Origin of the sequence: Bradyrhizobium sp. 1(2017) (assembly GCF_011602485.2) — a bacterium.
In the GTDB taxonomy this organism is placed as follows: Bacteria; Pseudomonadota; Alphaproteobacteria; order Rhizobiales; family Xanthobacteraceae; genus Bradyrhizobium.
Map to the genome: position 1 here is coordinate 2,325,167 of NZ_CP050022.2, position 24,539 is coordinate 2,349,705.

At 64.1% G+C, this 24,539-nt stretch carries 19 protein-coding genes, 1 tRNA gene and 2 pseudogenes; 9 read left to right on the forward strand and 13 right to left on the reverse strand.

Translation table 11 applies throughout. The annotated features are described in order from the left end of the window. Positions 1 to 120: 120 nt before the first annotated feature. From HAP40_RS11155 to HAP40_RS11170, 4 genes are all read right to left on the reverse strand, one after another. The gene (locus tag HAP40_RS11155) at positions 121 to 372 is read right to left on the reverse strand and encodes an exodeoxyribonuclease VII small subunit (protein WP_166817754.1); all 252 of its coding nucleotides are present in this window, start codon (positions 370 to 372) and stop codon (positions 121 to 123) included. Between the two features lie 74 nt (positions 373 to 446). Then, positions 447 to 1,376 (reverse strand): histone deacetylase family protein, encoded by a 930-nt coding sequence (locus HAP40_RS11160; protein WP_166817753.1) that lies wholly within the window; start codon positions 1,374 to 1,376, stop codon positions 447 to 449. 132 nt (positions 1,377 to 1,508) lie between these two features. Continuing rightward, positions 1,509 to 3,167, reverse strand: coding sequence for a bifunctional metallophosphatase/5'-nucleotidase (locus HAP40_RS11165; protein WP_166817752.1), 1,659 nt, complete (start codon positions 3,165 to 3,167; stop codon positions 1,509 to 1,511). A 210-nt stretch (positions 3,168 to 3,377) separates the two neighbouring features. Then, the gene (locus HAP40_RS11170; protein ID WP_166817751.1) at positions 3,378 to 4,136 is read right to left on the reverse strand and encodes an enoyl-CoA hydratase-related protein; all 759 of its coding nucleotides are present in this window, start codon (positions 4,134 to 4,136) and stop codon (positions 3,378 to 3,380) included. Between the two features lie 259 nt (positions 4,137 to 4,395). On the opposite strand from HAP40_RS11170, the gene HAP40_RS11175 reads away from it, so the two are divergent. Further along, the gene (locus HAP40_RS11175; RefSeq protein WP_166817750.1) at positions 4,396 to 5,637 is read left to right on the forward strand and encodes an MFS transporter; all 1,242 of its coding nucleotides are present in this window, start codon (positions 4,396 to 4,398) and stop codon (positions 5,635 to 5,637) included. A gap of 195 nt (positions 5,638 to 5,832) precedes the next feature. On the opposite strand, the gene HAP40_RS11180 is transcribed toward HAP40_RS11175, so the two are convergent. Continuing rightward, positions 5,833 to 7,611, reverse strand: a complete 1,779-nt coding sequence (locus HAP40_RS11180; protein WP_166817749.1) for an acyl-CoA dehydrogenase — start codon at positions 7,609 to 7,611, stop codon at positions 5,833 to 5,835. A 253-nt stretch (positions 7,612 to 7,864) separates the two neighbouring features. Here HAP40_RS11180 and HAP40_RS11185 point away from each other — a divergent pair. Then, a tRNA-Gln gene (locus HAP40_RS11185) sits at positions 7,865 to 7,939 on the forward strand. Between the two features lie 270 nt (positions 7,940 to 8,209). Here the strand turns inward: HAP40_RS11185 and HAP40_RS11190 are convergent. Continuing rightward, complete coding sequence (locus HAP40_RS11190) at positions 8,210 to 9,055, reverse strand: hypothetical protein (protein WP_166817748.1); 846 nt, start codon at positions 9,053 to 9,055, stop codon at positions 8,210 to 8,212. After that, positions 8,964 to 9,494 carry a hypothetical protein gene (locus HAP40_RS11195; RefSeq protein ID WP_334270972.1) on the reverse strand — a complete coding sequence of 177 codons (531 nt, stop codon included), beginning with the start codon at positions 9,492 to 9,494 and terminating at the stop codon, positions 8,964 to 8,966. Before HAP40_RS11195 ends, HAP40_RS11190 begins: the two co-directional genes overlap by 92 nt. Before the next feature lie 1,256 nt (positions 9,495 to 10,750). Here HAP40_RS11195 and HAP40_RS11200 point away from each other — a divergent pair. The 4 genes and pseudogenes from HAP40_RS11200 to HAP40_RS11215 all read left to right on the forward strand — a co-directional run. Beyond that, positions 10,751 to 11,500, forward strand: a pseudogene (locus HAP40_RS11200) (ParB/RepB/Spo0J family partition protein); the annotation flags it as partial. 999 nt (positions 11,501 to 12,499) lie between these two features. Beyond that, positions 12,500 to 14,017: a 5-carboxymethyl-2-hydroxymuconate semialdehyde dehydrogenase gene (gene hpaE / locus HAP40_RS11205; RefSeq protein WP_166817746.1), complete on the forward strand. Its 1,518-nt coding sequence runs from the start codon at positions 12,500 to 12,502 to the stop codon at positions 14,015 to 14,017. A gap of 30 nt (positions 14,018 to 14,047) precedes the next feature. Further along, complete coding sequence (gene hpaD, locus HAP40_RS11210; RefSeq protein ID WP_166817745.1) at positions 14,048 to 15,028, forward strand: 3,4-dihydroxyphenylacetate 2,3-dioxygenase; 981 nt, start codon at positions 14,048 to 14,050, stop codon at positions 15,026 to 15,028. Positions 15,029 to 15,075: 47 nt separating this feature from the next. Continuing rightward, positions 15,076 to 15,945 carry a fumarylacetoacetate hydrolase family protein gene (locus tag HAP40_RS11215; protein WP_166817744.1) on the forward strand — a complete coding sequence of 290 codons (870 nt, stop codon included), beginning with the start codon at positions 15,076 to 15,078 and terminating at the stop codon, positions 15,943 to 15,945. A gap of 7 nt (positions 15,946 to 15,952) precedes the next feature. On the opposite strand, the gene HAP40_RS11220 is transcribed toward HAP40_RS11215, so the two are convergent. Together HAP40_RS11220 and hppD are read right to left on the reverse strand one after the other, a co-directional pair. Further along, complete coding sequence (locus HAP40_RS11220; RefSeq protein ID WP_208024788.1) at positions 15,953 to 16,348, reverse strand: Rieske (2Fe-2S) protein; 396 nt, start codon at positions 16,346 to 16,348, stop codon at positions 15,953 to 15,955. Then, the gene (hppD, locus tag HAP40_RS11225) at positions 16,345 to 17,448 is read right to left on the reverse strand and encodes a 4-hydroxyphenylpyruvate dioxygenase (protein WP_166817743.1); all 1,104 of its coding nucleotides are present in this window, start codon (positions 17,446 to 17,448) and stop codon (positions 16,345 to 16,347) included. Before hppD ends, HAP40_RS11220 begins: the two co-directional genes overlap by 4 nt. Before the next feature lie 139 nt (positions 17,449 to 17,587). Here hppD and HAP40_RS11230 point away from each other — a divergent pair. Further along, positions 17,588 to 18,046, forward strand: a pseudogene (locus HAP40_RS11230) (Lrp/AsnC family transcriptional regulator); the annotation flags it as partial. A 122-nt stretch (positions 18,047 to 18,168) separates the two neighbouring features. Here HAP40_RS11230 and HAP40_RS11235 read toward each other — a convergent pair. Beyond that, complete coding sequence (locus HAP40_RS11235; protein ID WP_166817741.1) at positions 18,169 to 19,056, reverse strand: VOC family protein; 888 nt, start codon at positions 19,054 to 19,056, stop codon at positions 18,169 to 18,171. A gap of 166 nt (positions 19,057 to 19,222) precedes the next feature. Here HAP40_RS11235 and HAP40_RS11240 point away from each other — a divergent pair, with 166 nt between their 5' ends. Then, entirely contained in the window at positions 19,223 to 20,410 is a 1,188-nt protein-coding gene (locus tag HAP40_RS11240) for a CaiB/BaiF CoA transferase family protein (RefSeq protein WP_166817740.1), read from the forward strand. A 183-nt stretch (positions 20,411 to 20,593) separates the two neighbouring features. After that, a complete protein-coding gene (locus tag HAP40_RS11245) occupies positions 20,594 to 20,812 on the forward strand; it encodes a hypothetical protein (RefSeq protein ID WP_166817739.1) in 219 nt (72 codons plus the stop codon). A 6-nt stretch (positions 20,813 to 20,818) separates the two neighbouring features. On the opposite strand, the gene HAP40_RS11250 is transcribed toward HAP40_RS11245, so the two are convergent. The 3 genes from HAP40_RS11250 to HAP40_RS11260 form a co-directional block, all read right to left on the reverse strand. Next, positions 20,819 to 21,967 carry an amidohydrolase gene (locus tag HAP40_RS11250; RefSeq protein ID WP_166817738.1) on the reverse strand — a complete coding sequence of 383 codons (1,149 nt, stop codon included), beginning with the start codon at positions 21,965 to 21,967 and terminating at the stop codon, positions 20,819 to 20,821. A gap of 116 nt (positions 21,968 to 22,083) precedes the next feature. Further along, a complete protein-coding gene (locus HAP40_RS11255; protein ID WP_166817737.1) occupies positions 22,084 to 23,172 on the reverse strand; it encodes a mandelate racemase/muconate lactonizing enzyme family protein in 1,089 nt (362 codons plus the stop codon). Positions 23,173 to 23,244: 72 nt separating this feature from the next. Continuing rightward, positions 23,245 to 24,438 (reverse strand): M20/M25/M40 family metallo-hydrolase, encoded by a 1,194-nt coding sequence (locus HAP40_RS11260; RefSeq protein ID WP_166817736.1) that lies wholly within the window; start codon positions 24,436 to 24,438, stop codon positions 23,245 to 23,247. Between the last annotated feature and the right edge of the window lie 101 nt (positions 24,439 to 24,539).

The window sequence follows — 24,539 nt, forward strand, 5'->3', positions numbered from 1 at the left end:
TGGAACCCGTAACGTCGCAGGGGATGTTGCCGTGCGATCATGAAAACGCGGCCGACTGTGACCCCCGTGCACTAGGGCTGGGATCAAGCGCGGTCAGATCCGGAGAGGGGAACCCTTGGCTTACTGAACGTCGAGCGGCGCCGCGCCGGTGGCCTGGCCGCTGGCGTCGGTGGTGATCTTGTCGACGCGCGCCTCGGCCTGGCGCAGCAGATCCTCGCAGCGGCGCTTCAAGGCCTCACCGCGCTCGTAGATCGTCACGGATTCCTCGAGCGGCACCTTGCCATCCTCGAGGCGCTTCACGATCGTCTCGAGTTCCTCGATCGCGCGCTCGAAAGTGAGCCTGGAGACGTCGACTTGAGTATTTTCGGCCATATCCGTTTCCGATTGCCCGATTCGATTGCCCCGCACTGAAGGCGGGTTTTGCGGGCTTAATGTGGCGGGCGTCGTCAGGCGCCCATCAGGGCGCCGACATGCGCCGTAACAGATTCTTTCAATCCTTGCAGGTCATAGCCGCCCTCGAGCACCGAAACCACCCGCCCTCCGGCGCTCTTGTCGGCGAGGTCCATCAGCTTGCGCGTCACCCACGCATAGTCTTCCGCGCGCAAATTCAGCGAGGCCAGCGGGTCGCGGTAATGTGCATCGAAGCCGGCCGAGATGATGAGCAGCTCGGGGCTGAATTTTTCCAGCTGCGGCAGGATCAGATTGTCGAACGCGCTGCGAAATTCCGGTCCGCCGTCCTCGGAGGCGAGCGGCGCGTTGACGATGGTGTCGTGGTCGCCGCGCTCGCTCTTGGCGCCGGTGCCCGGAAACAGCGGCATCTGGTGCGTCGAACAGTACATCACGGTCGGATCCGACCAGAAGATGTCCTGCGTGCCGTTGCCGTGATGCACGTCGAAATCGACGATGGCCGCGCGCTTGATGCCGTATTTGCGCTGGGCGTGGCGCGCGGCGATCGCGACATTGTCGAAGAAGCAGAAGCCCATCGGCTTGCCGATCTCGGCGTGATGTCCGGGCGGTCGCACGGCGACGAAGGCGTTGCGATGCTCGCCGGCCATCACCGCTTCGGTGGCCGCGACCGCGCCGCCGACGCCGCGCATCACCGCTTCCCAGGTGCCCGGCGACATCGAGGTGTCGCCGTCGATATAGACCTGGCCGCTGGTCGGCGCGATGTGGCGCAGCTCGGTGACGTAATGCTCGTTGTGGCACAGCGTGACGAGATCGAGATCGCCCTCCGGCGCCTGGTCGCGCACCAGAAACTGGAAACGCTCGTGCGACAGCGCTTCCTCCACCGCGCGCAGGCGATCCGGCCTTTCAGGATGTCCCGGCGGCGTGACGTGGTCGAGGCAGGCCTTGTGGGAGAGAAGAAGCGTGCTCATCAGGTCAGCCTCGCAAAAACGGCGCTTGACGTCGCTTGGCGCATTCGGCGCCAAAACGCAATGCAAAACCCAATCTAGGCATTTGAGCGGCAATGGCAAAGGGTCGGCCCGCGCCGGCCCGTTTGATCCGGATCAATTCATCCGCAGGATACGGGTGGGTGGCAGCGGACCGATCGGCCCGTGCGCCCGGAAGAACGCGAACAGCGCGTCCGCATCGTAGCCGCCGTATTGCGGCGCCGTGCCCTGCTTGGCGACGGTAAAACCATCGCCACCGACGGCGAGGTAATCGTTGAGGGTGACGCGGTAGGCGCTTCCGGCTTCGACCGGCCTGCCGTTGAGTGTCATCTTATCGAGGCTCACGCGCTCGCCGGATGGCTTCGCCGCATCCCAGGCATAGCTGAATCCGTTCGACACCTGGAGGATCCGCGGTCGCTTCGGGTCCAGCCATTGCTGTTCCAGCATGTCCTTGAGCTGGCTGCCCGTCAGCGTCAGGGTGACGAGGCGGTTGCGGAACGGCTGGCTCGCGAAGACGTCACCGAATGTGATCGTGCCGTTCTCCTTCGGCACGATATCGGTGCGGATGCCCCCGGGATTGGTGAGCGCGAGGACGGCGGCGCCGTCCTTGGCGTCGCGGGTTGCGAACAGTTGCGCATCGGCGATGACGTCGCCGAGCGCGCTTTCGCCGGCCTCGTTCGGACTGCGCGACAGCGTCTGCGTCACCGATCCGGCCGGGCGATTTGCGATCGGCGCCGACAGCCTGTCATAGGCCTCCATCAGCGCGGTCTGCTCGGGGTCCTTCGCCAGCGACGCATTGGCGACGATGACGTTCTCGGCTCTGGCTGCGACGATGTCGCGGCTCGCCGGGTCGAGCTTGAGGTCGATCGCGGTGACAAGCGTGCCGTATTTGTCGCCGCTGGTAACGAGCCGTCCGTCGATGTCGCAGACATAGGCGCGATGAGTATGGCCGCTGACGACGACGTCGACGGCGCGGTCGAATTTTTTGACGATATCGACGATGGGCCCGGTAATGGCGGGGCATTCATTGTAATCGCCCGAGGGCTCACCGCCCTGGTGGATCAGCACCACGATCGCCTCGACGCCGCGCGCCCTCAGCTGCGGCACCAGCGCATTGACCGTCTCGGCCTCGTCGCGGAATTCGAGGCCGGCAATGCCTGCCGGAGAGACGATGCCCGCGGTTTCCTTCAAGGTCAGTCCGATGAAGGCGACAGGGATACCCTCGAACTCCCTGATCTCGTAAGGCGGCAGCACGCTCTTGCCCGTCGCGGTCTCGATGGTGGATGCGGCGAGATAGCTGAACTTGGCTCCCGTGAAGGGATGCGGTCCCTGACAGCCGTCGAGCGGATGGCAGCCGCCGTTCTGCATCCGCAGCAGCTCGGTCTTGCCTTCGTCGAATTCGTGATTGCCGACCGAGCTGATTGCAAGGCCCATCATCGAGAGCGACTCGATCGAAGGCTCGTCGTGAAACATCGCCGACAAAAACGGGCTCGCGCCGATCAGGTCGCCGGCGGCAACGAAGATCGTGTTCTTGTGTCCTTCGCGCAGCTGCTTGACCAGCGTCGCCATGTATTCGGCGCCGCCGGCGGCGACCATGACTTTCTTGGCCTTGTCCTCGGGATCTCCGATGCGGATGCCGCCTGGCGGCGGCCGCAGATTGCCGTGGAAATCGTTGATCGCGAGGATGCGCAGCTCGACCGGCGCGGCGGTCTGGGCCGAGGCGGGGAGGGTGGCGAGCGCAATGGCGAAGGCGGTGAGGCGGAGGAGATGTCGCATGCAACCAGACTAGACGCACCGCGCGAAGATTTCACGAAGCATTGTCGTGATCACGCCCCGCTTTCTTCCGTCTCCCCTTGTGGGGTGGCATAGGCGGTCTGCGGCTGCCGTTTTTGAGAGCGCCGAAGCGAAGCTTCGGCTATGGCGCCGGATGAGGGTTGTCTCCGCGAGGTTAGATGTGTGCCGCAAGGGGAGAGGGGAAGGGCGCCCCTATCCCTTCTTCCGGTTCGCAAACGCATTGAACGCCGCGACCGCCTCGTCGGACTTCAGCCGGTCGCCGAACAGATGGCCTTCCTGGTCGATGCGGCGGGTGAGGTCCTCGGGCGGGGCGCGCAGCAATTTGCGCGAGGTCGCAACGGCCTCTGCCGGTAGCCGGCAGATCTCGCGCGCCACCTTGCGTGCCTCGACCTCGGTGTGTCCCGGTGAGACCACGGTGTTGACGAATCCCGCGGCATGCGCCTCCGCGGCGGTGAAGGTCCGTCCCATCACCAGCATCGCGAAGGCGCGCTGATAGCCCATCGTGTTCGGCATCAAGAGACTGGCGCCGCCGACCGGGACGAGCCCGAGATGGATATAGGGTGCGGAGAAGGTTGCCGCGTTGGAGGCAAGCACATAGTCGCAGTGGAACAGCATCACGGTGCCCATGCCGATCGAGGCGCCGTCCACCGCTGCGATGACTGGCTTGGCGTTGAGGGCCAGCGAATAGAGGAATTTTGTACCCTCCGACAGCGTCGCGGGGCGGGAAGTGTCGGCGTGCATGAAATCGTCGATGTCGTCGCCGGCGGTGAACACGCCGGAGCCGCCGGTGATGATCATGCAGCGGATATCGGGGTTGTTCTGCGCGGTATCGATCGCGCGGCTCATCTCCCGATACATGTCCTGCGTGATCGCATTCTTCTTGCTCGGACGACGCAGTGTGATCACGCGTGTTCCACGCTCTTCGGTGACGACGATGTTGCCGTTCGGCATGCGAGCCCCCTGCGATCGCCGCGGCGCTTGCCTCTGGCGTGTCTCACGAAGCGTCAGCCTACATCATCTTGCAGGTGTGCCAATGCACGGACGCGCGCTTTTCGACGCAATTCCGTGACATGGCCCGACGGCGCCGGCCGCATCGCGCGTCAGCCGCGTTGCGCATTGCAACAAATGGCTACAATGTTTCATTTGAAAAACCGGGGGTTGTAGGGCACGATCGCACTGTTGCACTGTTTCTTTGATGATTGCTCCATCGATGATTGCCGCATCGCGTGTTGACGAATCCTCGCTGCACTATCGCGGCTGGCGCGTGGTGCTGGCCTGCTTCCTGATGGCCTTCTTCATGTTCGGCTTCGGCCTCTACGGCCAGGGCGTCTATCTGGCGGAGCTTCAGCGCGCCCACGGCTGGCCGGGTACGCTGGTCTCCACGGCCAGCACCTTCTCGTTCCTCCTGACCTCCGTGCTCGTCATCTTCACCGACGAGCTGCTCGCCCGCATCGGGCTGCGTGCGCTGATCCTGTGCGGCCTGTCGGCGCTCGGCGCCTCGACCGTGCTGCTGGCGTTGATGCAGACGCCGTGGCAGCTCTATCTCGCCTATGCGCTGATGTCGGTCGGCTGGACCGGCATGGGCACCGTGGTGATCGCAACCCTATTGAACGCCTGGTTCGAGCAGCGCCGTGGTCTGGCACTCAGCCTCGCCTTCAACGGTGCGACCTGCGGCGGCATCATCCTCGTTCCCCTGCTGCTGTCGCTGACCGGCAGCATCGGCTTCCGCGCTGCGATGCTGGCGGCCACGCTCGCGATGATGGTGCTGGTGCTGCCGGCGGTCGTGACGTTCGTCGGCTGGCCCGTCGGGATGCCGCTTGCATCGGGCGAACGTCAGACCGGTGACGGCACGGCCGCGCCGCTTCACTCGCGCAAGGCGCTGCTCGCCAATGCGGCATTCTGGACCATGGTGCTGCCGATCGCGATCGCACTGCTGGCGCAGATGGGCTTCATCATTCACCAAGTGGCGTTCCTCGAACCGTTGATCGGGCGCGCCAGTGCCGGGCTTGCCGTGACCATCATGGCGGCGATGGCGATCGTCGGCCGCCTGTCGCTCGGCCTGTTCGTCGACCGGCTCGATCCGCGGCTCGCCTGCGCGGCGTCGATGACGAGCCAGGCCGCCGCGCTCTTCGTGGCCCTCCAAAGCACGAGCCCGATCGTGCTGCTGGCCTGCTGCGCCGTCTACGGCTTCTCGATCGGCAACATGATCACGTTCCCGCCGCTGATCATCCAGCGCGAGATCGGCTCTACCGCCTTCGCGGCCGCGATGGGCCTGGGCACCTCGATCAGCGGTATCGTCAGCGCCTTCGGTCCCGGCATCGTCGGCCTGGTGCGCAGCTTCACCGGCGATTACACGATTGCGTTCGCGCTGTGTGTGGTGCTCGATCTCGTCGCGGCGGGCGTGGTGCTGTGGCGGCCGGGGAAAAGCGTAGCCCGAATCTCCACAAACTAAGGTGAAGGCTCGCTCAAAATACCTGGTATCGTCCCGGCGGAGGCCGGGACCCATACCGCGTGATTCATCGATTGCGGCAAGGGCTCAATACCGCGGAAAGTCCGCTCAATTCCAGTCTTCGCCAAACGCCCGGTTGTGTTTATGGGTCCCGGCCTTCGCCGGGACGACACCGGTTATGTGGCAGGCGGTGGGCTGTTACCCCAGCAACACCGCGTCCGCCGCCGCGACCGACTCCGCGCTCTCGGTCACCGTGCGCTCGAGCGAGGGCGCCTGTACCGTGATGTTCTCGGCGAAGAAGCGCGCGAGCGAGACGTAGCGCGCGGCATCCGCAGCGCCGTCGGCCTTGGCGGCAAGGGCCTCGGAGGCCAGCATGCAGCCGCCGAGCGTGGCGCCGAATTGCTGCAGATACGGCGTCGCACCCGCGAGCGCCTCGTTGGGTGCGGATGCAACACGCTCCAGGAGCCATTTGCTGGTGCGCGTCAACGCCTCCAGCGCCTCGCGCAGCTTGGTGCCCGTGGTGCCGAAGGCGGGATCGTTGGAGGCCTCGACCTGTTTGACGGTGGCGGAGAGCTCGTCGAGCAGCGCCCACACCGAGGCGCCGCCGTTCGCCGCGAGCTTGCGCGTGACGAGGTCGATCGCCTGGATGCCATTGGTGCCTTCGTAGATCGCCGTGATGCGGGCATCGCGATAATGCTGCGCCGCGCCGGTCTCCTCGATGAAGCCCATGCCGCCATGCACCTGCACGCCGAGATAGGCGACCTCGTTGCCGATGTCGGTGGAATAGCCCTTGGCGAGCGGCGTCAGCAGCGCGGCGCGCGCGGCCGCGTCGGCCCGCACCTTGGCGTCCTTGGCGCGGGTGGAGACGTCGATCGCGACCGCGGTCGCATAGCAGATGGTGCGCGCCGCCGCGGTCTGCGCCCGCATCCGCATCAGCATGCGCTTGACGTCGGGGTGCACGAAGATCGCATCCGAGCCGTCGCCCTTGTTGCCGACGGCGCGGCCCTGCTTGCGCTCCTGCGCATAGGACAGTGCCTGCTGATAGGCGCGATCGGCGACGCCGACGCCTTCGAGGCCGACGCTAAGGCGGGCCTGGTTCATCATCGTGAACATGCAGCGCATGCCCTGGTTCTCTTCGCCGACCAGGAAGCCGATGGCGCCGCCATGATCGCCCATGGTCATGGTGCAGGTCGGCGAGGCATGCATGCCGAGCTTGTGCTCGACGCCGCTTGCATGGATGTCGTTGCGCTGCCCCAGCGAGCCGTCCGCATTGACCATGAATTTCGGCACCAGGAACAGCGAGATCCCCTTGGTGCCGGCCGGCGCGTCGGGCAGGCGCGCCAGCACGAAATGCACGATGTTGTCGGTCATGTCGTGCTCGCCATAGGTGATGAAGATCTTGGTCCCCTTGATGCGATAGGTGCCGTCGGCCTGCTTCTCGGCACGGGTGCGCAGCGCGCCGACATCGGAGCCGGCCTGCGGCTCGGTCAGCTGCATCGTGCCGGTCCATTCGCCGGAGACGAGCTTCTCGAGATAGATTGTCTTCAGCTCGTCGCTGCCATGCGCCTCCAGCGCCTCGATCGCGGAGGCGGTCAGCAACGGGCAGAGACCGAAGGCGAGGTTGGCGGCGCTCCAGATCTCGGTGCAGGCGGCGTTGATCGCGAGCGGCAGGCCCTGGCCGCCGAAACCTTCCGGACCCGAGACGGCGTTCCAGCCGCCTTCGGTCCAGCGCTTATAGGCGTCCGGCCAGCCCGGCGCGGTCGTGACCTTGCCGTCCTCGAGCTTGATGCCGTGCTCGTCGCCGATCTTGTTGAGCGGCGCCAGCACGTCGGATGCGAACTTGCCGGCTTCCTCCAGCACGGCCGCGACGATATCGCCGTCGAAATCGCCGTAATGGCCGGCCGTCACGGCAGCCTTCAGGCCCGCGCCATGGTTGAGCGACAGCAGCATGTCAGAAATCGGCGCGCGGTAGGTCATGGCTCACTCCCGTGGACATCATTGGCGCCGTATTCCCATGAAACGGGGGCGGTCTCAATGGGCGGTGGGCAGGGTTTGGCGCCTGCCGGCGGGGGGACCGCCGAGGTCCATCATATAAAGTGAGAAGAGGCGGGGGGCGCTGCCCTGTGTGGTATTTTGCCCCTCCAGGCGGTTGAAATGCCGCGCCGCTCCCTATAGACCGGCTGCGACCGATGGAGTCCGCGGTAGCCAGTTCTTCCGCGGTCCCTGCAGTTGGGGCGTAGCCAAGCGGTAAGGCAGCGGATTTTGATTCCGCCATTCGGAGGTTCGATCCCTCCCGCCCCAGCCAGGCGCAACACCCTGAATTTCCTTCAAAATCGGCTTTGTTCTCAGGCGCGCTTTGAGAGCATTTGGAAACTCGTTTGCCCCGGCATTTGGAAATTCTGTGCCGTTTTTGTTTCCAGGCCACCCAGGTGCCAGGTTGGCTGCATCTGCTCTTATTCGTTGGACGCTATTGATGCTGAGAACGCGCGGCGCATCAGGTGCGCAGCTGAGCCCAATAGGCATCGGCTTGATCGCTTCGACGCGGGGATCAACAGCAGGCGTGAGGCACTGACTGCTACTTTAAGGCGTTGTGCCGGATATCGCCGTCGCTTGTCTGATCTTGAGCTTCAGCTACTTCGCTATCCTGGTGTTCAACCTGCTTTTGCGCCAAGAGATGCGCATGCCGCTTGCGGGTCGCGGCCAGGGCGCGCTGCATCGTTTCCTTGGCGTAGCCGCGGTAGGCCTGTGCGGTCTTGTGCCCGGAGAGCGCTCGGCCCTGACCATCCGTCAGCTCGGCTTCTTCCAGTTCGGTCATGCCACCATGTCGGCACGCATCGAGCGTGAACAGCTCGGACACGCCATCGATCTTCTTGCGCATCTGCTGCACGACTTTTTCCATGCCTGGGTAAGACCAGACTTTTGCCGTGCCCTTAGATTCTCCTCGCTCGATCCGACGCATGATCATGGGAACGCCGATCTTCGGGAGATGGCCTAGGATGTCCTCTGCTTCGGCGTAGAACCTGACGATCTCGCCGTCCAGCTTGTCCTCGAGCGGATGCCAGACCAACGTCTTGTTCTTGTGGTGCTCAATCCGCACCGCATGCGGCCAATTCTTGCTGCGATAGTCTGGCCAGGTCAGAAATCCGGCCACAACGTTTTCCGGTCGCTGCAACCATTCAAAGCAAATGACGGCCACTGCGGCCGGCTCAGGCCGGCCGTGCTCGATGCAGCCCCAGGCAAATCGATAGACTTCATCACGCGTGACCGCGTGCTTCTTGGTCTTGGTTCGGCTCTTCAGGGTAAAATCGTCCCACGGATTCGGGTGCTTCTTATCGAACAGGTCTGGATGCAGGCGGGCGCATAATACGCCAAACCTTGCGGCACAGCCCGACGACCTTTTCTCCTTGCCGCAGCCTGACACCGTTCGGCCCGTTGATGATCCTGTCGTAGATCTTGTCAGCTGCTCGAGGTGTAAGTTCCCGGATCTGCCGCGCGCCAACACGCCGACCGCTCTTGCCGACGGTGTCGCAAATCATCTGCATAATGCGTTCGTAGTCGGGACGCGATCGCAATGAGACCTTCTCGGTATAGGCCTTCTCTGTCTTGTATTGGCGAAAGAGCCAATCAATCGTGCCATAGCGCGCGATCTCACCGAGTTCGATTGGTTCGCCCTTGCGGCGGTCGTTCCATTCATCGAACAGCGCATTGAGCGTCGCGGCGCGTCCTCCCTTGCCGTCTTCACCGCACGCCACTTCATAGCTAGTGCCCAATGGCTCGTTCGCCATCTCACACCCAAGCTTGCGATAATGCGTGGGAATGCGGAAGTAGAAACCAACGGGGCTACTGGCGAGCCGGCGCACCTCGACGAACCGCGGAAGAAGGCGCTCCAGCGTTACAAATCCTCGGCGAGGTCGCCCGGCGCGAGGTCCGGGGCAATCACTCGGTCTAGATCGTCTCTCAACCACAGCTGACGTCTTCCTTCCTTTACACGTGGCTGAGGATACTCCGAACCGACCCGTTTTAGAAAGGACTCAATGGTTGGCTCACCACAATAACCAGCTGCAATCGCGGCGGGCATGCGACGCGGCCAGGAGCCAGGTGGAATGATGGCAGAGCGTCGCATCGCCGAAACCAAAAACGCTGAGGTCAAATGAAGCCAGTGATGAGCAGCGCCGGGATGACGAGTCTCTGAGAACGGCCGCCCGGTCTTTCACCGGCCGCGCTTGTTGATCGCATCAAACACGGCGCGCAGGAATTGCTCAACTGCAAGCAAAGCAAGATTGCTGCATGGTGCGCCCAGATCAGGCCGCTTGCGGTATCCCTCGTAAGACTGGCCGGTGTTACGTCATGCTGATCATATTTGTGTTATCCCGCCGTCTGTACGGCGATGGCGGCCGCTGGTTATGAATTGCGTAGAATCTGCCTTGATGGCTTCAAGCTGAAAGCACCCTGTTGCTGCTGCAGGCTGGACTTTTCGTGATGCTGATCGTTGGCGCGTTCGCAAGCGAACCGGGCTCTCGTGGACCGAGCCGCGTTGCGTCTCGGCCTTTGACTTCGATCCCTCGCGCAAGCAAGCAGCATATATAATGTGTCGCTCGCCGGAGGCACTCGCGCGAAGGGCTGCCGCTTTGCGGCACCGCTATCACTGTCCGTCGCGCGGGTGCCTTCTTGAACCGGTCTCGCGGCTGCACTCGGTCCCGGGTCCCGCCGCGTATCGCGTCGGCGCTATGCTGACCCTCTTGCGGGTGCCTCTTTTGATTTTCTCACTCTTGCTTTTGTTTTCGATGTTTTGTTTTCACGTGCGCTGACAAGCTCAATATCGCTCACGCTCGAAAGCTATGGGGCTCCGCCCCTCGCGCGCGCCAGGGTGAAGCGCCGGCTGTCGCCGGCGCCGCCCCGAGCGGTCTCCCCGGTCTTCCGCGCTGATTTCAAACGACCGACTTCAGACTTCAGGGCAATCGCTTGTGCAGACCCGCTCGTGCGAGCGGCCCTTGCGGGCGGGCGATCCCCCACCGCTCGGGTCGCCCTGGCACTTGCTAACCCCGGTCTCGCCGACGGGCAGGGGTGCAGGCGCGTGGTGCGCCTTGCACCCATGGAAGCAAAAGGAAGAATGATCATGTCGGAAAAGCACATCGAAATCATCCCCGTGAGTGGGACGGAGACGTTCATTCCGCTCAACAAACTGAAGAAGTCACCGAACAATGCGCGCAAGACGCCGCATAGTGAGGCGGCAATTGAGGGCTACGCGGCAAGTATCGCTGCGAAAGGTATCCTGCAAAATCTGGTGGTGGAGCCCGAGTTGGACGGAGAGGGCGTGGCCACGGGGTTCTATCTGGTGACCATCGGTGAGGGCCGACGGTTGGCCCAGCTGCTGCGGGTGAAGCGGAAGGAGATCAAGAAGACCGAGCCGATCCGATGCGTCATCGACACCACGAACGACGCGCACGAGATCAGCCTGGACGAGAATGTCACCCGGGAAAACATGCATCCCGCCGACCAGTTCGAGGCGTTCAGGAGGCTCGCGGACGAGCGGGGCTTCGGCGCGGAGGAGATCGCCGCCCGGTTCGGCGTGACGCCGCATGTGGTGCGGCAACGGCTGCGATTGGGGTCAGTTTCGCCACGATTGGTGCAGCTTTATCGCGATGGCAATCTGGCTCTTGATCAGTTGATGGCGTTTGCCATCACAGACGACGTGGTTCGGCAGGAAAGTGTCTATGAGCGTCTTTCCTATGACCGTGAGCCCAGCACGATCCGCCGCCTGCTCACCGAAACCCACATCGCCGCAACCGATCGCCGGGCGCGGTTTGTCGGGCTGGAGGCTTACGTTGAGGCCGGTGGCACGATTCTGCGCGACCTCTTTGGCGAACGCGAGGCGTACGTCGTCGCACGTTCCCTTGCTCACCGGCTTCGTGCGTCGGTTGACCCATCGCGGCTTGGTTATCATGGCCTGATATCCGCGGTCCAGATCGGCCCACGTCCAGGTAGCCGGCTTGGGCACCTGAGGTGCTGCCGCCGGAGGCGCCTCGTCGAGCTTGCCGCCGGCCATGTCGGCGTAGATTTGCTTGGCCTTCTCGCGAGCGTCTCGAAGCGAGAGGCAGGTCGGGTCGACATGGATTCCCGTGGCGGAGCCGATCTTGCGGGAAAGGCCATACGCCCGCACGATCCACCGCACCGACCGCCCGCGCTGGCGCAGGGTCAGGTACCGCCGCTCCGTGTCGTTCCAATCGGCGATCCGACCGCTGTCCGTCGCCTTCTTGGCGGCTGCAATGGCCTGGTCTACGACCGCCGGTGTGATCCGCTCCCGGACCTGCTGCGTCTTCTTTTCGCTCGCTACTTCCCTCTGTTTGGAAATGGTAGCTAAGTAATTGATATTGCTAGAGGCGAATTCGAGCATTTTTTCCAAATGCGCACTGAAATCCTTGAATAATCAAGCTGATTTTGATTCCGCCATTCGGAGGTTCGATCCCTCCCGCCCCAGCCAGATCTCGCGCTCGGTCCGAAATCACGCACGAAACCGGCCTGACTGCGGAGCTGCCGCACAGCTCTGGGAGAACATCATTGCTGCGTAGTGGGTAGTCCACGAGCGTCCACGCTCGGCGTCAACGCGCGTCAACTGCATCTGCTCGATCAGGCCGACTGGTCTTGGATCTCCTTGGAGCTCCCTGGAACTGCCTCGAGCAAAGTTCGTGCTTCGGCCCCGAAAGTTCTTGACAGCCGGCAAGATGCTTAACATGTTAAGTATATCGACCGACGTTCCAAATTGACGCGTCGGAGCTGCGGCGCCATTGGTCCGGGGCTTTGCGAAAACAAATAAGGGGTCGCTGCCCGCGTGCGGCGCTGCAAAAGCAAAAGGGAGTGAACCGTCATGTCCAAGCTCCAGGAAAATATCGACAAGGCGGAGCGTCATCTTGCCCGCTTCAAGGAGAAGGGCGTGCTCAACCGCATCGGCGGTGAGGACATCCCGGCTGCGGACAACGCGACTTTCGAAACGATCTCACCGGTCGACCTCAAGCCGCTCGCCAGGGTCGCGCATGGCAAGGCGACGGACATCAATCGCGCTGCGAAGGCGGCGCAGGCGGCGTTTCCACAATGGGCCGAGACCTCCGGGGAAGCCCGCAAGAAGCTGTTGCACAAGGTCGCCGACGCCATCGTCGCACGCGCCGAAGAGATTGCGTTTGTCGAATGCATGGATACCGGCCAGTCGCTGAAGTTCATGGCCAAGGCTGCGCTACGGGGTGCCGAGAATTTCCGCTTCTACGCCGACCGCGCCCCCGAGGCGCGTGACGGCAAGACGCTTCGCACCGATGGCCAGGTGAACATGACGACCCGCGTGCCAATCGGTCCGGTGGGCATCATCACGCCCTGGAATACGCCCTTCATGCTGTCGACGTGGAAGATCGCGCCGGCGCTCGCGGCCGGCTGCACCATCGTGCACAAGCCGGCCGAATTCTCGCCATTGACGGCACGTCTGCTGATCGAGATCGCGGAAGAGGCCGGTCTCCCCAAGGGCGTCTGGAATCTCGTCAACGGCCTTGGCGAGGACGCCGGCAAGGCGCTGACCGAGCACCCGCTGATCAAGGCGATCGGCTTCGTCGGCGAAAGCCGCACCGGATCGATGATCATGAAACAAGGCGCCGATACGCTGAAGCGCGTTCATTTCGAGCTCGGCGGCAAGAACCCGGTGATCGTGTTCGCGGACGCCGACCTCGAGCGCGCCGCGGATGCGGCGGTGTTCATGATCTACTCTCTCAACGGCGAACGCTGCACCTCGTCCTCGCGACTTCTCGTCGAGGCCAGCATCTACGACAAGTTCACGGCGATCGTCGCGGAGAAGGCCAGTCGGATCAAGGTGGGGCACCCGCTCGATCCCGAGACCGTGATCGGTCCGTTGATCCATCCCGTTCACGAGAAGAAGGTGCTCGAATACATGGAGATCGGCAGGTCCGAGGGCGCACGGATTGCGACCGGCGGCGGCAAGGTCGACGGTCCCGGCGGCGGCTGCTACGTCGCTCCGACGCTTTTCACCGGCGCCAACAACCGGATGCGCATCGCACAGGAGGAGATCTTCGGGCCGGTGCTGACGGCGATCCCGTTCAAGGACGAGGCGGAGGCGCTCGCACTCGCCAACGATGTCCAGTACGGCCTCAGCGGTTACCTCTGGACGGCCGACGTCACGCGCGCCTTCCGCTTCACGGACCGGCTGCAAGCCGGCATGATCTGGGTCAACTCGGAGAATGTCCGCCATTTGCCGACGCCGTTCGGCGGTGTGAAGAGCTCCGGTATCGGCCGCGACGGCGGAGATTGGTCGTTCGATTTCTACATGGAGACGAAGAACGTCGCGTTCGCCACGACCGCGCACAACATCCAGAAGCTGGGCGGCTGAGCGGTCCGCAACAGACCCAAGGAGGACATCATGGCCTTGCCAACGCCCAACCTCTACCCGCCGTTCAACATCGTGCGTCTCAGCCATGTCGAATTCGGCGTGACCGATCTCGCGAAGTCACGGGCCTTCTATGTCGACACGCTCGGTTTGCAGGTGACGGACGAAAGCTCCGATGCGATCTATCTTCGGGCGATGGAAGAGCGCGGCCACCATTGCATCGTGCTGAGAAAGTCCGACAAGGTCGAAGCCCGCGATCTCGGCTTCAAGCTGTTCAGCGAAGAAGATATCGACAAGGCAGTCCATTTCTTCAAGGGCAGGGAGTTGCCGGTCGAATGGGTCGAGCGGCCCTATCAATCGCGTACGTTTCGCACCCGCGATCCCCACGGCATTCCGCTCGAGTTCTATTCCAAAATGGACCGGCTGCCGCCGATCCATCAGAAATACGCTCTCTACAAGGGCGTGAAGCCGCTCCGGATCGATCACTTCAATTGCTTCTCGCCCAACGTCGATGAATCCGTCGTCTTCTACAATGAGATCGGCTTCCGCGTGACCGAGTATACGGCGGATGAGGAGACCGGGCGGCTCTGGGCTGCGTGGACCCATCGCAAGGGCGGCGTTCACGATCTCGCCTTCACCAATGGCCGCGGCCCGCGCCTGCACCACACCGCGTTCTGGGTGCCGACGCCGCTCAACATCATCGACCTTCTCGATCTCATGGCGACCACCGGATGGGTGTCCAACATCGAGCGCGGTCCCGGCCGCCACGGCATCTCCAATGCCTTCTTCCTCTACATCCTCGATCCCGACGGCCACCGCATCGAGATCTACTGCTCGGATTACCAGACCGTCGATCCCGATCTCGAGCCGATCAAGTGGGACCTGAAGGATCCGCAGCGGCAGACGCTTTGGGGGGCGCCCGCGCCGAAATCCTGGTTTGAGCATGGCAGCCTGTTCGCCGGAGTGCAGCCGCGTGATGCCGAGTTGGCGGCGCAGCCCATTATCGCCCCCTGATCCCCAAGCATTCGCATCTCGCCTGAAGTCGAGAGGAAAGGCGCCATATGTCTCGTCCGAGATTCGTCAGCTTCACCCGCAACGGCACACCCGGATACGGGCTCCTCGGCGCGCAGGGCATCGTCGACCTGTCGGGCCGCCATGGCAAGCGCTGGCGTACGTTGCGTGAGGTGATCGAAGCCGGCGCGCTGGTCTCCCTGGCCGAGGAGAGCGCCGCGTTGGCGGCGGATTTTGCGGTCGGAGAGATCCGCTACGAGATCCCGGTGCCGGCACCGGAAAAAATCATCTGCGTCGGCGTCAACTTCCCCGACCGGAACGAGGAATACAAGGACGGGCAGGCGGCCCCATCGAATCCCTCGCTCTTCATCCGTTTTCCGCGCTCGTTCACGGGCCATGAGCAAGCACTGCTCCGTCCGCCCGAGAGCGCGCAGCTCGACTATGAAGGCGAAATCGTCATCGTGATCGGCAAGGGCGGCCGCAGGATCGCGCAGAGCGAGGCGCTCGGCCATATCGCCGCACTGTCGCTGTGCAACGAAGGCACCATCCGCGATTGGGTGCGGCACGCCAAGTTCAACGTGACGCAAGGCAAGAACTTCGACCGCACCGGATCGATCGGACCCTGGCTGATCCCTTATACCGACGAGAGCCAGCTTGCCGCCGTCAAGCTGGAAACCCGGGTCAACGGCGAAGTCCGCCAGCAGGACCGCACGAGCCGGATGATCTTCTCCTTCCGCAAGATCATCAACTATATCTCGACCTTCACGACCCTGGTTCCCGGGGATGTCATCGTGACCGGCACGCCGACGGGCGCCGGCGCGCGCTTCGACCCGCCGATCTGGCTGAAGCCCGGCGACGTCGTCGAAGTCGAGGCGGAGGGCATCGGTGTGCTGCGCAACGCGGTTGCGGATGAAGCGTGATCGCCGATCAGGCCGCTGATGCGGCGTGCACGCGAATGCGGCCGTCGTCATCCACGACGATCGGAATGGCATCGAGGGCGCAGTTCAGGCCCAGTCCCTCGACGCCGGTGCCATCCTGAACGCGAAATCCGGCGCTGTGATTGGTGCAGCGAAGCACCGTGCCGTCCGCACTCAGCAGATTGTCGCCGCGATGATCGAGCGGCAGGTACTGATGGGGGCATGCATTGACATAGGCGGCGAGAGTGCCCGCCGACCTCACGATCAGGACCGGAAAATCAGCCGGGCCGAACTTGATGGATCTGAAGCTCCCTTCGCCGATGTCATGGGCGTTGCACAGAACGCTTCCTTCGGCCGGAGCGCCGCGATAGCTCTTCCACGCGTCGGGTATGGCTGCCTCCTTCAAGACGCCTTCAGCACGCCGCGCTGGATCTGATCGGCCTCGATACTCTCGAACAGGGCCTTGAAGTTGCCCTCGCCGAAGCCGTCATCTCCCTTCCGCTGGATGAACTCGAAGAAGATCGGGCCGATCACGGTCTTGGAGAAGATCTGGAGCAGGATGCGGGTCAGCCCGCCATTCACCACGCCTTCGCCGTCGATGAGGATGCCGTGCTTGCGCATGCGCTCGAGCGGCTCGGTGTGGCCCTTCACGCGGTCGAACGATTTGTCGTAGTAGATCGAGGGCGGGCCCGGCATGAATTCGAGCCCGCGACCGGCGATGGCGTCGGTCGCCGCATAGATGTCGTCGGTGCCGACGGCGATGTGCTGGATGCCTTCGCCCTTGTACTGACGCAGATATTCCTCGATCTGGCTCTTGTCGTCGGCGCTTTCGTTGATGGGAATCCGGATCTTGCCGCAGGGTGACGTCAATGCGCGCGAGGTCAGGCCGGTCAGCTTGCCGGAGATGTCGAAATAGCGGATCTCGCGGAAATTGAACGTCCGGCTGTAGAACTTGTACCAGGTGTCCATGTTGCCGCGCATCACGTTGTGCGTGAGGTGATCGAGATAATAGAATCCCACGCCCTTCGGTGTTGGGTCGGCCTCGCCGGTCCAGTCATACTCGGCCGAATAGGGCGAGCCCTTCGCGCCATAGGTCTCGACCAGATACAGCAGCGATCCGCCGATGCCGACCACGGCCGGCACGTCGAGCGACTTGTCGTTGCCGGTATATTCGGTGCCGCCGAGTTCGAGGACGCGCTTCAGGGCGTGCTTGGCATCGACGACGCGCCAGGCCATCGCCGGTGCGCAGGGCCCGTGCTCGGCGACGAAGCGGGCGGCATGGGAGTTCGGCTCCCGGTTCAGGACGTAATTGATCGTGCCCTGGCGCCAGACGGAGATGTCCCTGGTCTTGTGCCGGGCGACCTCGGTGTAGCCCATCTGCTCGAACAGCTTGGCGAGCTTCTCCGGCTCGGGATGGGCGAACTCGACGAACTCGAAGCCATCCGTGCCGGCCGGATTGGCTGCCGAAATCGTGGCGGGTGGGGCATCGTGAGGGAAGGGGCCCAATGTCGCGCTCCTGCAACGGTATGTGATCCGGTGAGAAATATACTGCCGGCCCGCTGCACGATCCCCGCAAAATCCGCTCGACAATGCCGAGATATGCGTGAAACATGCGGACAGGAGCATTTATGTGCAAGGATCACGCATGGATCGGTTCGACGTCAAATTGCTGCAGGCGCTTCAGTCCGACGGCCGCTTGTCGAACTTCGAGCTGGCCGATGTTGTCGGCTTGTCGGCCTCGCAATGTTCGCGCCGCCGTGCGGCGCTCGAGAATGCCGGCACGATCGCGAGCTATCATGCGCATCTCGATCGCGAAGCGCTTGGCCTCGGCATCGTCGTGTTCGTGCAGGTGACGCTCGCAACGCACTCGCCGGACAATTCGAGGCGCTTCCCCAAGTTGATCGAGAGCCTGGATGAGGTGCAGGAGGCGTATGCGCTGACCGGCGAGGCGGACTACCTCATCAAGGTGACGATCACCGACCTGAAGGCGCTGTCACGCCTGCTCAACGAGGTGTTCCTGCCGCACGACAGCGTTGCGCATGTGCGCTCGTCCATCGTTCTCAATCGCCTGAAGCAAACGTCCCAATTGCCGCTCGGGCATCTGATGCCTGCCGACAACAGCAAGGCAGGCAATGCTCGGTCCCGAGGCAACGCTCGCCCCCGGGGCAAGCGGACGATGAAGGCAAGGTAAGGCGTCTCACGCCGACATGGAGGTTTCGTCGCCGCCTATCCCTCGTACTGGTCCGGACCCATCGCCCATGATGCTTCATCGTGGCCGAACGCGTAGTTCCGGTTGTTGATCGCCGGATTGCGGTTGACCATCGGGCGCATGAACATCGGGTGGGTGGCGCTGCGCACCTCGTGCTCGACGGTGAAGAGATGCCTGCCGCTATCGAGATCGACGATGTCGCAGAACCGGTACTGATATTGATTGTCCTCGCGGGAGACCAGGTCGCGCGCCAGCAGCTTGCGGTAGGGGCCGGAGAAGTCGGTGATGTACATCTGAACGTGGTGGCCGTCATACTCGCCTTGCGGACGATCGGTCTCCCGGAACAACAGATGCTGGTCGCGGCCGGTCTTTACCGCTGCAACCGTACCGTCGCCGTCCTGCAGGGTCGCGGGCATGCCCATGATCTCGGGATAGAACGCGCAGATGCCGGCTGCGGAGCCCACCGGCACGTCGAACTCGACATAGGGAATGCCGAGCGCGATGCGCCCGAAGCGCGCCGGGTCCGGCTCGTAGCAGCGCAGGCGGTTGCCCCACGGGCAGGTCGCCTCGACATGGTCGTTATGCGCGGTGAATGTGAAGGCCGTGCCCTCGAGCTTCGCCGCGACCGACGCCAGGCGCGCCAGCAGTGCCTCGCGGCCCGCGATGACCAGTCCGATATGGCCGCGCAGCACCTGCGGCCGGCCGCTCGGCAAGTGAAACTGGCTGCGCCCGGCATTGATCCACATGTTGGTGTCGGACACCATCAGATAGGGATCGCGGGTGAGGCCGAGGCCGGTGACGTAGAACAGGGTCGCCAGCCGCTGGTCCGGGACCTGGACGTTGACGTGCTCGAAATGGATAGCATTGCCGAGATCTTCTGCGGATCGGTCGAATTGTTGCGGCATGGCTGCGTGCTTCTCGCTGGGGGACGGACGAACCCATCCTAGAGCAGAATTTCCGCCAGCCGAAACTGGTCGCCGATCACTTCTTCAGGGCATGGCCCTGTGCCCATTGCCGTCTTGCTGCGGCGGCCAGTCCCTGTAATCTGACCAAAACAATGGGAAGGGACCGATGGGAGGAGTTCTGGAAGGCGTCCGCGTCCTCGATTTCGGACGCTATATCGCCGGGCCATATTGCGCGACCTTGCTGGCCGAATTCGGCGCCGAGGTCATCCGCGTGGAAAAGCGCGAGGGCAGCGAGGACCGCTTCGTGGCGCCGGTCGGCGAGAATGGCGAAGGCGCGCTGTTCCTCCAGGTCAATCGCAACAAGAAGTGCATCACGCTCGATCCGATGAAGGCGGAAGGGCAGGAGGTGATGCGCCGCCTGATTGCGACCGCGGACGTGGTCGTCGCCAACCTTCCGCCGCAGACCCTGCGGGCGATGAAGCTCGATTACGAATCGCTGAAGGCGGTCAAGCCGGACATCATCCTGACGACGGCCACCGCGTTCGGCGGGCCGGGTCCCTGGTCCGACCGGGTCGGCTTCGACGGCGTCGGGCAGGTGATGTCGGGCGCGGTCTACATGACGGGCGCGGGCGATCCGCCGTACCGGGCCTCGGTGAACTGGGTCGATTTCGGCACCGCGCTACATTGCGCGTTCGGAACGCTCGCCGCGCTGATCGAGCGCGGCAAATCCGGGCGCGGGCAGATCGTCGAGGGCGCGCTGCTCGCAACCGCCTTGTCCTTTACCAATGCCACGCTGATCGAGCAGGCCGTCATCAACGTCAACCGCGTGCCGACGGGCAATCTTGGCCAGACCTCGGCTCCCGCCGACATCTACCGCACCAAGGACGGCTGGGTGCTGTGCCAGGTCACGGGGCATCCGCTGTTCAAGCGCTGGGCGAAGCTGATGGGCGAGGAAGAGTTTTGGCTGAACGACCCGCGCTTTGCCGACGACATCAGCCGCGGCAACAACGGACCCGTCATCAGCGAGCGGATGGCGCGCTGGTGCGCCGAGCGCACCACGCAGGAGGCCGTCGACACGCTGGGACGTGCGATGATTCCGACCGGACCCGTCCTCAGCCCGCAACAGGCGCTGGATCATCCCCACATCCGCGCCGCCGGCTTCATGCAGGACGTCGATTATCCCGGCCTGCCGAAACACGCGCCGGTGTCGCGCGCCGCCGTCCGCCTGTCGGAAACGCCGGGCGAGATCGCAACGCGCCCGCCGACGCTCGGCGAACACACCGATCTCGTTCTGGCGGAGCTCGGCTACGACCGGGCCGCGATCGCCGCGCTTCGGCAGGGCGGTATCGTCTAGCGAGGCCGGTGTCTCGAAGGGCCGCGCGTCACGGCAAATGCTTCAATGCCCGTGCCGCCAGCCGGAGGTGCCGATCAGAACGCGCGCCATGGGTCACGTGCCATCCATTGTCCTTTGCCGGATGGGAACGTCCGTGCGGCCGACACGTTGCTCGGTAGCTTGACTGACGCAGGACCGGAACCGATGTACGCGCTGTTCGAAGGCAACAAGCAGATCGGCGATCCCTTTCCCACCGAGAAGGAGGTGTGGGAGGCCGCCTTGATCGAGGGACTGGTGACCGACGTACCCGTCGCGGACGCGGAGGGCGGCGGCCGCCTGCGCCCCACCGGCTACCACGTCGCGCAGGTGGATGAGAATTTCGCGCCGCGGCCGGAATGGAAGCTGCCGCGCGAGATCTCCTGAGCGGGCCTAATTCGACACCAGCGCCGTCTTGGCGACCTCGGCCATCCAGCTGGAGGCGACCGGAAGGATCGCGTCGTTGAAATCATAGCGCGGGCCGTGCAGCTCCGCGCCGTCGCGCAAGGGTCCGTTGCCGATCCAGACGAAGGCACCGGGCCGCTGCTGGAGATAGAACGCAAAATCCTCGCCGGCCATGCTGGGCGCGAGGTCGCGACGCACGGGAGCCTTCACCTTTTCCGCGGCGATGCGGGCAAGGCCCGCTTCCGCCGGCGTGTTGATCACCACACCCACACCCCAGACGATCTCGGGCGTGACCTTGACGCCGAAGCTCGTCGCAATGCCGGCGCAGGTGCGCTCGATCCCGTCGAGGATGGTGTCCTTGACCGCGTCACGGTGGTATCGCAGCGTGCCGCGGATGGTCACGCGGCCGGCGATCTGGTTCGCTGCGGTGCCGCCTTCGATCATGCACAGCGAGAGCACGGCGGTGTCGAGCGGATCGACGCCGCGCGAGGTGATCGATTGCAGCGCCACGATCAAATGGCCCGCCGCCACCACCGGATCGCGCGTCAGGTGCGGCATGCCGGCATGTCCGGCATGGCCCTCGATGGTGATGGTGACGCGCCCGCCGGAGGCCATGACGACGCCGTCATGCACCGCGATGGTGCCGGCGGCAAGGCCTGGCCAGTTGTGGAAACCGAACACCCGCTCCATCGGAAAGCGGTCGAACAGCCCGGCCGCGACCATCGCGCGGGAGCCGCCAAAACCCTCCTCGGCCGGCTGGAAGATGAAATCGACCGTACCGCTCCAATCGGTGTCGGCGGCGAGCAGCGCCGCTGCGCCGAGCAGCGAAGTGGTGTGGCCGTCATGACCGCAGGCATGCATGATGCCTGGGGTCGTCGAGGCGTAGGGCAGGCCGGTGTCCTCGGTGATCGGCAGCGCGTCCATGTCGGCGCGCAAGCCGACCCGCCTCATCGCATGCCCGCGCGTCAACGTCGCGACGATGCCATGCCCGCCGATGCCTGCCACGAAGGGAATGCCGAGTTCGGTGAGCCTGTCCTGCACGTAGGCGGCGGTGGCTTTTTCCTGGAGCGACAATTCAGGGTGCGCATGCAGGTGCTGGCGCCACTGGGTCAGTTTCTGGTGCAACTCGGGCGTCAAGGGAAAGGCTTTCGTAAGGTGTTGGTGCTGCCATCATAGCGGAACAATTGAGCCTGATCGCAGCCAGGAAGACGGGGATCTCCCTCTTCCGCAAGCGGGAGAGGTGCAGCAGAGCCCTACGGGATCAGCTTCGCCAGCCCCTTCCAATCAAAGCCGATGCCGTGGCCGGGCCGGTCAGGCGCGAGCGCCATGCCGTCCTTCAGCACCAGCGGATGATCGATATACGTGTCGAGCCCAAAACCGTGTGCCTCCAGATACGAACGATTCGGGCACGCCGCGAGCAGGTGCACGGTGATGTCGTGCGCGCCGTGGCTGGTGACGGGCAGGTTGAAGGCCTCCGCCAGCCGCGCGATCTTCATGAATGCGCTCACGCCGCCGCAATTGGTGACGTCCGGTTCGGGATAGGACACCGCGCCGCTGGCAATGTAGTTCTTGAACTCCCAGAGCGAGCGCAGATTTTCGCCCGCCGCGATCGGCACGCCGCCGGCCTGCATGATCCGCGCGTGGCCTGCGACGTCGTCGGGGATGATCGGCTCCTCGAGCCAGGTGAGGTCGTAGGGAACGAAGGCACGGGCGGCGCGGATGGCCTCCTCGACGGTCCATTTCATGTTGGCGTCCGCCATCAGCGGAAATCCGTCGCCGAGGTGCTGTCGCATCGCGGAGACCTTCGCGACGTCGGATTTCAGGTCGGGCCGGCCGACCTTCATCTTGATGGCGCGAAACCCCTTGGCGAGATTGCCGTCGGTCTGCTTGAGCAGCGCATCGACGGAGAGATCGAGGTCGATGCCGCCGGCATAGCACGGCACCCGCGCGTCGAAGCCGCCGAGCAGGCGGAACAGCGGCAGCTTGGCGCGCCGCGCCTTCAAATCCCACAACGCGATGTCGAGCGCGGAGAGCGCCAGCACCACCGGCCCGCCGCGGCCGCCATAATGCAGCGCCCACCAGAGATGATGCCAGATCGCTTCGGTATCGTCGGCCTCGCGTCCTTCGATCAGCGCGGGAATCTCGCGCTTGAGGATGTCGGCGACGGCGCTGCCATTGCGGCCGACGGTGTAAGTGTAGCCGACGCCCTCGGCGCCATCCCCGTCACGGACGCGGCAGGTGATCAGCTCGAACGCCGCGATCTCGCCATGAGTGGAATCGGAGAGCGTGACGGGGAGGGGGATCCGGTAGAATCCGGTCTCGGTCGTTGCGATGCGCGCCATGTTTTCTTCCTGATTTTGTTGCAGGCTAGGACGATGCGCGGCGCCCGGCAAGCGCGCGCCGCGCAAGGCACCTCACCGCATCGTCGCGAGCTGCACCGCCAGCGTGCAGGCGCGGTCGTATTCGTCGAGGTTGATCCACTCGTCGATCGTGTGCGCCTCGTTCTGCCCGGCGCCGAAGGTCACGGTCGGAACGCCGTGGCGGACCATCCAATTGGCATCCAGGCCGCCATTGGCCGCGCGCACGTTCGGAGTTCCGCCGACGGCGGAGACCGCCTCGATCGCGCGTTTGACCACGGGCAGGCTCTCCTTCATGCGGAACGGATAATAGTCGGTCTCGGCCTTGAACTTGACCTTGCCGGACTTGCCTTGCGCGTTGGTCACCTTCTTGGCCGCCTTCTCGAACGCGGCCTTGTAGGCTTTCGTGATCTCCTTGAAGAATTTTCCGTCATGGCTGCGGCTTTCGCCGCGCACATGCACGTAGTCGGTGACGACATTGGTGGCATCGCCCGCGGGGCGGCCATCGCCGCCGGTGACAGGGCCGACATTGCTGGTGCCTTGCTTCTTGCCCTTCACCACCTTGCCGAACCAGCCGCCGGCCTTCACCTCGGCCAGCGCGAGCGCCATGATCATGGTCGAGGAGATGCCGCGCTCCGGCGCGACGCCGGCATGCGAGGCGCGGCCGAAAATCTCGACGGTCCAGCGATCGGCGCCGACCGCGCCGATGACGACGTTGGAGGCGGAGCCGCCGTCATAATTGAAGGCCATCGTGGGCGAGCCGAGCTCGTCGAGCTTGACGTGGCGCGCACCGTAGAGCCCGCTCTCCTCGCGCACGCAGAACAGAAGCGTGATCGGCGGATGGTCGAGCTTCTGCTTTTCGAGCTCCGCGGCCAGCGTCACCAGCACGCCGCAGCCGCAGCGGTTGTCGCCGCCGAGCGCGGTCCTGGCCTCGTTGACGATCTTGCGCCCCGACTGCTTCGGCTTGGCGCCGGCACAGAGCGGCACGGTGTCCATGTGGGTCATGAACATGATGCGCGGCTGGTTGTGCAGCGCGCCGCGGCCGGGCAGGTCGACGATGAGGTTGCCGGTCTCGGTCGGAACGGGAATGCGGCTGTTGGCATCGTCGAGCCGGATCGCCTTCGCCGGAACGCCGCCCTCCTTCAGGGCGGCGGTGAGCTCGCGCCCGATCGCCGCCTCCTGTCCGGTGACGCCTTCCACAGACAGGAAGCGCATGAGGCGATCGGTGGCGGCTTTGGTGTCGACAGGCATGGATCTTCATTCCCCTTGGTGCGATGCCTGTCAGCATCCCCTGCGTCGCCCGGTTATGCAAGCTCGCCCCGACGCATGAGCGACGGCGCTGCGTTGCCAGG